Source organism: Comamonas koreensis (assembly GCF_021026195.1).
GTDB lineage: Bacteria > Pseudomonadota > Gammaproteobacteria > Burkholderiales > Burkholderiaceae_C > Comamonas > Comamonas koreensis.
Genome location: NZ_JAJNCT010000026.1, coordinates 1 through 796 on the forward strand (window position 1 = coordinate 1; position 796 = coordinate 796).

The window sequence follows — 796 nt, forward strand, 5'->3', positions numbered from 1 at the left end:
ATGATCGGCAGGTCTAGGACTTTTTCAGGCTCTCGGTCTTTGCGATCCGTGCCCGCGATGGCCTTAAGATGGGCGGGCTTCCTTCCGGGTCCAGGCATGAAGCACCTCCCCTCCAAAATTGAAATTTCTATCTTGACCGTGCGAAAAAAGTGTTCCGGGGTCGGTACTGGGTGGAGAGCCCCTAAGGTTTCGACCCACCCCTCCCATCGCGAACGATGAGAATCAATCTCGTTTGACCTACCCTCGGCACAGCCTGATTGCGAATCGCTCTCAGCTAAACCTCAGGCAGTGCGAATCGGACATGACGCTCGAACGCATGAAGAAGATCATTCACCTCGCTCAGCACCTTGACCGCCTTATCAAAGCTCTGCCGCTTTGCCTCGGAGGGCATGTCTGCAGCCTGGGAACTATCCCGGTGAAAAGTCGCACAGGCTATCCGCTCCTCTGCGTGTCGTGTCACCCACTCGGGCAACCCATGATCTACACAGCGGCGCAGCCTTGCACCCACGTCGCGCTTTAGCTTGGCGAATGCCATGTTCACTCCTCTATCGGGAAGCCATCCACTCCGACACGCACCGCCGGCCTGTGGCCCTTTTGCAGCTTCGTCAGCCTCTTGTGACATTCCTTGTTGACTGCGCGCAGGTTGCTCGGGTCGTCGGGGTTGCCTTGCGCCTTCCCTGCCTTGAACCAGGCCTTGGGCTTAATGTGGTCCACCTCATGGGCCGGTAGTGGCTGGAAGAATCCGCCCTTGCAGTCTGGGCACTGGCACAGATAGCCGTCGCGCTCCAGGATCTGC

Annotated in this window: 2 protein-coding genes; both read right to left on the bottom strand. The window is 58.3% G+C overall.

What is annotated here, in order from left to right:
- Window positions 1-274: 274 nt before the first annotated feature.
- On the bottom strand, window positions 275-535 hold the full coding sequence (locus LPW39_RS19120; protein ID WP_230778782.1) for a hypothetical protein: 261 nt from the start codon (window positions 533-535) through the stop codon (window positions 275-277).
- Between the two features lie 2 nt (window positions 536-537).
- Window positions 538-796, bottom strand: a 259-nt coding sequence (locus LPW39_RS19125) for an HNH endonuclease (protein WP_230778783.1), incomplete at its 5' end; no start/stop codon positions are given.